This is a genomic window from Deltaproteobacteria bacterium (genome assembly GCA_018668695.1).
Classification (GTDB): domain Bacteria; phylum Myxococcota; class XYA12-FULL-58-9; order XYA12-FULL-58-9; family JABJBS01; genus JABJBS01.
The window spans coordinates 1-7235 of the sequence record JABJBS010000293.1 but is presented as its reverse complement, the minus strand read 5'-3'; the positions used below and the strand labels follow the sequence as shown (position 1 = coordinate 7235).

Genomic DNA, 7235 nt, shown 5'->3' with positions numbered 1-7235 from the left:
TTTGCAGGGCCAGGTGGCGGCAGTCTTGAACATTTCTCTGTGGTGGGCGCAACCAAAGGCGTCTTGATTCAAGATACGCAGGCCACTTTGAGGGATGTTGTTCTCACACAACAGTTCGTTGAAACCCAAGCATTGGACGATACGGATACTTCCATCACCATTGAGGATTCAATGATTGAAAATCTGACGGGTGCAATTGCGGTGACCGTTACCGACAGTGCCAGCTTGGTTATGCGGCGTTCGATTATCAGAGACATTGAAGAAACGCAGCAAGAAGTAAACGGTGCACTGGTAAGTTTTGGCGGAATTGCTCTTCATGTTAGCAAGCAAGCTACCGCTACTTTAGAGGATGTGCAGATTGAAGACAGTGGCACGGGAATTATCTTAGGGAACCCTCAAGATGCAAGCTGGCGCGCCACGTTGAATGCAAACCGCGTGGTGATGGATAACATTAATGTCGGGCTTTTAGTCGGTTCTTACGTAACGGTGGAGGCTTCAGACCTGGTATTCTCTCAGGTGGGCATGGCCAGTTTGGATGCAGTCAATGCAAACATCAATGGTGAGCGTTGGTTCTCTCGTGTCGCTCCAGATGCTTACACATCTTTTTACGTGAACAACTCAAGTGTATCGTTAACTGATGTTGATGTGGCAGGTGGCATGCTGGGCATGGGCTTTGCGGGCTCTTCCTCCCTTAACCTAAGCCGTGCCTTAGTAAGTTATAATGCAGGCAGTGGGATTGATTTGATTGGGCCAGACTTGTCGGCCAGTTTAAGTGATATTTCAGTGAACCATGCTCAGCTCTTTCCGTTTGTATTAAAATTCGCAGATGTTGATGTTGAGCGACTTCACATTCAGTCCAGTCGTACGTTAGCGATTTCGGCGTATGCTTCTGATTTCGATGTGACGGATTTAACGATTAACGATGTAACGCCTCTGCGGAATCAGAATTTCGATAATTTGCGTAACTACTACGAAGATGTGTTGGTCGACGATTTGGAAGGACTTGCAGGGTATTTTGGTCAGGCACTCTTAGCTCTTGGTGGTAGCTCGGTTTCAGTGACCCGCGCCAATATTACTGAGGTCACGGAAGTGGGAATCTGGGCAAAAGACGAAGGTACCACTGTTTCTGTGAGTGACTTCTATATCGCAGATGTCGAGGAGAGCTTGCAGGAGGTAGGCGTTGGTTTGTGGGCCGATACGGGTGCCAAGATCTCCGCAGAACGCGGTTTAATTGAGCGCTGTGCTACCGATGGAGTTTATGCTCGCGATGAAGGCACCGAGATAGAATTGGTGGATATAGCCATTAGAGATTTAGCCGCTGACCAGTTTGAGGAACCTGAGGTTGAAATCGAAGAGGTTGAGGATGTTGGGGAAGTTGAAGAGAACGAAGAAGTTGAGAACGCTCTGGTGCAAGGTAAAGGCCGCGGTGTTGCAATCGATGAAGGCGCCAGTGTCGAGGCCCAGCGGATGTCTGTTGAGCGAACACGAACAGCTGGTGTTTGGCTCGTAGGTGCGGGTGTAAGCGGCGTATTGATTGACGTCACGGTGAGTGAAACAAGCCACGGCGGTATTAGTCGCACAGGCAGCGGTGTTGTGGTTGCTACCGGTGCTCAAGCCAGCGTTGAACGAGGTCATATTTCTCAGAGTACCGTCGCCGGTGTTTGGGTTCAGGGATCGATTTCGGAGGTTGAGGCAGTCGAGCTACTCGATGGCTTGGAAGAGCTGGAAGAAGTTCAGATGACGACTGCCGTTTTGTCGAATGTCTCTATCGAGCGAACAAGAGTGGGGCATTTTACCGGAAAACGCGGTAACGGCATCCATGTAACTCATGGCGGTAAGGCAGAGGTTTCCAATGCAAATGTAAGTGGCAATGCTGGTAATGGAGTGGTGGCAATTATGGAAGGTTCGCATTTGGAAATTTCAGATTCCATTGTGATTGGTTCTGTTGAGGAAGTTGAATCGGTGGAGTCGGTTGAATCCGTTGAGTCGGTGGAAGAAGTTGAGAGTGGTGACGATGACGTTGGCAATGGGCTGGCTGCGGTTCATGGCGGAAGCGTGGAAGCCCAGAGCGTTGGAGTTTGGGCTCATGCTCAGGCAGGTGTGTTGGTAAGTCATCAAGTCTCTTCTGTAGAGTCTGCTGCGAAATCAAGCGACGGTGAGAACAGCGAAGTGGAAGCCTTGTCCCATGTGTCTCTTTCAGGCGTCAGAATCGTTGAAAATGACTTTGCCATTACCATTAACGGCATACCGGGCTTTGATTTGAGTGAGTTAGAAGATTTTGATGGTGAGAACTTCAGCGTTGAGAACTTCAGCAGCGAGGACTTTAGTTCACTTGGAATCAGCAGCATTGAAATGTTGGGAATTGATTTGTTCGACAACGTGAGCAGTCAAGATAATGAAAATGACCTCTCCACCGCTGAAGTTGAGGTCACCATGGCTGTCCGCATGGAAACTGCCATGGTGCAAAGAACGCTGAGCCAAGCCACCATCAGTGAAGTGGAAGCGGTAGAGTAGGGTGCGTGTAGTTAGGTGTAGATAATCTGTTTACACTATAAGAGTGATATATCCCCATAATCTCAAAATAAATGGGCACGAGAGTGGTCCGGTTCCTCCTTACGGACTAAGCTTTGAAAGTGTTAGTTTCATGGGGGAATCAATGGCTCGATATCTATTTTTACTTAGTCTCGTTTTTTGCTTTGCGGCTTGTTCTTCTACGGATGAAGAGCCGGATCCGGTGGAGGCAACCTGTACCGACGAGTTAAGCGCGGCTTGCCTGGTTGACCAGATGATTTGTACCGTCGGTGAGTTTGGTCCGGGATGTACGCCATGCCCAGCAGGTCAATATGCAAGTGCCGACGATGCGAGTGCCTGCGTAGATATCCCTGGTACCAAAATGGTACACACATTCCCGATGACGCATACTGAGGGTGGTCAGGAAATTACCAATATGTGTCGCAGTTGGAGTATTGGAAATACGGAACCGATTTATGTATCCGCAGTAGAATTTATCCAAGACGAACACTCTCACCATTCCAACTGGATGTTTGTGCCGGAAGGCAATTTTGAAGGCCCAGATGACGAGATCTGGCCCTGTGCAGATTATGGATATTGCTCTAACGATCACTGCCCGGAGCAGCTGACAGCAGCTTTATTGGGAGGTGTGCTTTATGTGCAGTCTACCCAGGCGCCGAGGGAAGTGCAGAAACTTCCTCCTGGAGCGGTTATCAAACTACCTGCCAACGCCCGAATCATTAGTGACGTGCATCTGCTTAACCTCACTGAGGAGCCTAAAGACGGGAACAGCACCATGACGCTCTACACGGTACCTGAGGAGGAAGCTGAGATTGCAGTGGCGCCGTTTCACTTGGATTTTGAAGAGCTGGCGATTCCGCCCAACGCACACTCTCGTTGGACCGCGGAGTGCCCATTGGCGCAAACTTACGAAGATATAGCGGGTATCCCTCTCGATTTGGAAATCTATTACTTATTGCCGCATACCCATGCGCTTGGCACCCGGGTGTTTGTTGAGATTATCGGTGGACCCAACGATGGTGAAAGTCTGATGGACGTGCGCGGGTTCAACAGTGAGGCTCGCGGGTATCGCTATTGGCCAGGTGTTAGTTTGGCCGGAGCCGAAGGCCTGAGGTTTGGCTGTGAGTTCTACAACCCTACCGACGAGGTGGTGGGATGGGGATTCGCCGATCAGGAAATGTGCGAAGTCCTAGGCTTTGGTAACGCTAAAATCGCTTTTGAGGCCAATGTGCAGTCTTTCGAAGTAGGTGGCAAAGAAGGGGAGATTGAGCTCTTCAATGGCAATTGTGAAACTTTCGGATTTGCTTGGAATCCGTAAATGTCTCTTCTCTTCGGCTAAGATCCTTGAGTAAGCTTCACTTTGCGTTGAGGTCCATCATTCAATAGATTTAAAGTCTGTCGTTTGGGCTGGAAACGGAGCTAGGTGAAGCTAACGGACACCATAAAAACTAGCCTTTTCAAAATGCGCTGGTTGATTGTTTTTCTTATCATTGGAGCTTTCTTCAGTGCAGCGAATGCGCTCGCTTTACCGGCGGATAAGCCTCTTCACCAAATGGTTCATCGAGCTTGGCAGTCTGAACAAGGACTTCCACAAAGCACTATTCTGGCTTTGGCCCAAGACAAGGCAGGCTTTCTCTGGCTGGGTACCCAAGAAGGTCTCGTTCGCTTTGATGGAGCCGATTTTAAGATTTGGAATCGCGCGAAAGTTCCAGAGTTAACCAGTAACAAAATTAACGCATTAGAATTCGCAAGGGATGGTTCTCTTTGGATTGGAACCTACGATGGATTGAATCGTTTTGACGGCAATACCTTCACTCAGTTCAACGAAAATTCAGGACTCGGCAAGGGGCGAATCTGGGATATCCTGGAGGACCCCAGCGGGAATATTTGGGTGGGCAGTGATGGGGGAGGGCTTACGAAAATTAGTCCAGCAGGTAAGCTCCAGCGTTTTGATAGTAAGCAAGGTTTAGCGAATTCACGAGTGACCGGATTAGCCTTACGTGCTGGCGGTGGTCTTTACGTAGCAACCTACGGCGGCGGTGTGTTCATTTTCCAAGATGGGGAGTTTAAGCAGTTTGCGGGTGGGGCTGAGCTTGGAGTTTTGGATGTTCAGGCCCTCTACTTAGACTCAAACGACAGCTTATGGATTGGAACCGATGGTGCCGGTTTGGTTCGGTATCATGCCGGGAATTTTAAGCGCTACACCAAACAAGATGGTTTAAGCAGCGAACAGGTTCGGGTGGTGAGTGAAGATAAGAACGGGCACATTTGGTTTGGCACCTCGGGGGGCGGGTTGCATAGCTTTAAAGATGGATTGGTGAAGTCCTATCTTAAGTCGGGACAGATCTCGAATGATTCGATTATGTCTATCTTGGAAGATAGGGAGAAGAACCTTTGGGTGGGAACACGAGTTGGCCTAAACCAGTTTCGTGAAGGTCCGATTACCTCTTATACAACCCTTGCGGGGCTGGAGCAGCCTATAACACTCGGCACCCTGGAAGACCGTGATGGAGTCTTGTGGGTTGGTACTTTTGGCGGCGGACTTCATCGCCTCCGAGAGGGCAAGTTTGAAACCTTCCCAGATCCTAAAGGTCTAATCTCGAAGAGAGTGATGTCGCTTCATGAGGGGATCGATGGCGCGTTATGGTTGGGAACTTGGGGGGCTGGAATCAACCGGATTGTGGGCGAAGAAATCACGCATTGGGATACGGGCGATGGATTGATTCACAACAAAGTAAGGTCGTTGTATCAGAGTTCAGATGGAACAGTTTGGGTTGGTACTAAAGGCGGCCTTAGCCGTTACAAGGACGACCAGTTCGAGAGCCTGGGCGTTGAACAAGGCGTTGCTCTTGAAGATGTTTACGCCATTGGCGAATCTTCTTCTAAGCAGCTTTGGTTGGGGCTTCTAAGCGGTTTGAAGAGGTATGAGAATGGGACGTTTCAAACACCACCAGGCAGTGAAGAAACGAAGGCCATTCGCGCGATTCACTTTGGCGACAGGGATAGGCTTTGGCTGGCAACAAGTGGGCAGGGGCTCCATTACTACGATGGGCAGTCGGTCACGGCTATTACCAGCCAACATGGCCTCCTAGATGATGTTATCTATTCTGTTACAGAAGATGCTTTCGGGCGCTTTTGGATGAGCAGTAATCGCGGAATCTTTTGGGTGAGTAAGAGAGAGCTGGAATCTTTTGTGAAGGGCAAAACCACCACGGTCACTTCGGTTGCGTACGGTAAGCAAGACGGTATGAAAAGTCATGAATGCAATGGCAGTTTTCAGCCAGCTGCATGGAAATCACGAGATGGGAGAATATGGTTCCCCACGGTTGAAGGTCCTGTAGTGGTTGATCCTAGCCGATTGAATATCGAAAGTCCTGCGCCGAATATCGTGGTTGAAGAGGTTATTGCGGATGGCGAAGTAGTCGCTCATGACCAAGAGATTGTTCTAGAGCCGGGTACCCGTAAACTAAGTATTCGTTATGCCGCGCCTACTTTTATTAAACCTCAGCAAGTTCAGTTTCGGTATCAGTTAGAGGGTGAAGATCCGTTGTGGGTAAACGCGGGCAATGGGCGAATCGCGTACTATGGTAACTTAGCACCCGGTGAGTATGTTTTTAAGATTTCTCTTGAAAACCCTCAGGCAGAGGGAGCAGCACTTGCGAGCCCGCTTAAGATCACGATGAAGCCCCATTTCTATCAGACTCTATGGTTTCGTATTTTGGCCGCTTTGCTGCTCGTAGCTTTCGGTTTCCTGCTTTACCGTTTACGGGTTCGCCAGCTTAAAGAACGGCAGATTGAGCTTGAAGGGCTTGTTAAGGAACAAACAGAAAAGATTCGTGCTCAGAAAAATGAAGTAGAGCATAAAAATGAGGCACTCACCGCAGCTCATGAGGAACTCAAGCGTTCCACAGACCAGGAGCTTCGCCATACACAGAATATTTTGGTTCAATCTGAGAAGCTTGCGGCGCTGGGTCAATTGATTGCCAGTATAGGTCATGAAATCGCCAACCCAATTATGTTGGTCACGATGAGTTCGGAGAATCAGGGCCGGGTACTCGATGATATCCAAGACGTGCACGACAAGATTTTTGAAGGACAACCTGAAGCTGAACAAGTGGCCAAATCACTTCGAGATTTAGTAAATGAATCACGAGACTTATCCGATGCAGCGCAAACAGGCGCTCGCACGCTCAAAGATTTAAGCTCCGCACTGAGAACTCAGAGCCGCATGGAAACGGAGGCGGTTGATGGTGTCGACCTCAATGAGGTGGTGAGAGAGTGTTTGGTGCTTGTTGGGGGACGCACGAAGTTATTCAAAGTATTGCATGAGGCTGGTTCATTGCCGCCCGTGCGCTGTTTTCGAAGCAGAGTGGGCCAAGTTGTTACGAATTTGGTGGCCAATGGAGCAGATGCATTATTGGAATACCGCGAAGAGAATCCAGTAGACTCAGAAGGTCGTCGCTTCCAAGGAAAAATTTGTATTCTGACTCGAGAGATAGCTAACGCCGATGTACCGGGCGTTGCCATCTCAGTGTCGGATAATGGCGCTGGCGTCCCCGAAGCGATTCGAAATCAGATATTCGAGGAATTCTTTACAACAAAGCCTGCGGGCCAAGGCACTGGCTTAGGGCTTGCCCTCTCAATTAAGATTGTTCAAGAGCACGGCGGAACGCTTGCGGTAGATGAAGATCCGGAGCTTGGCG

The 7235-nt window shown here is 49.4% G+C and carries 3 protein-coding genes; all 3 read left to right on the top strand.

What is annotated here, in order from left to right:
- The coding region (locus tag HOK28_15675) for a hypothetical protein (GenBank protein ID MBT6434538.1) at positions 1-2514 on the top strand (2514 nt) is incomplete at its 5' end.
- A gap of 142 nt (positions 2515-2656) precedes the next feature.
- Entirely contained in the window at positions 2657-3850 is a 1194-nt protein-coding gene (locus tag HOK28_15670) for a hypothetical protein (GenBank protein MBT6434537.1), read from the top strand.
- A gap of 144 nt (positions 3851-3994) precedes the next feature.
- Positions 3995-7235 (top strand): hypothetical protein (locus HOK28_15665; GenBank protein ID MBT6434536.1); only part of this gene is annotated, 3241 nt, incomplete at its 3' end.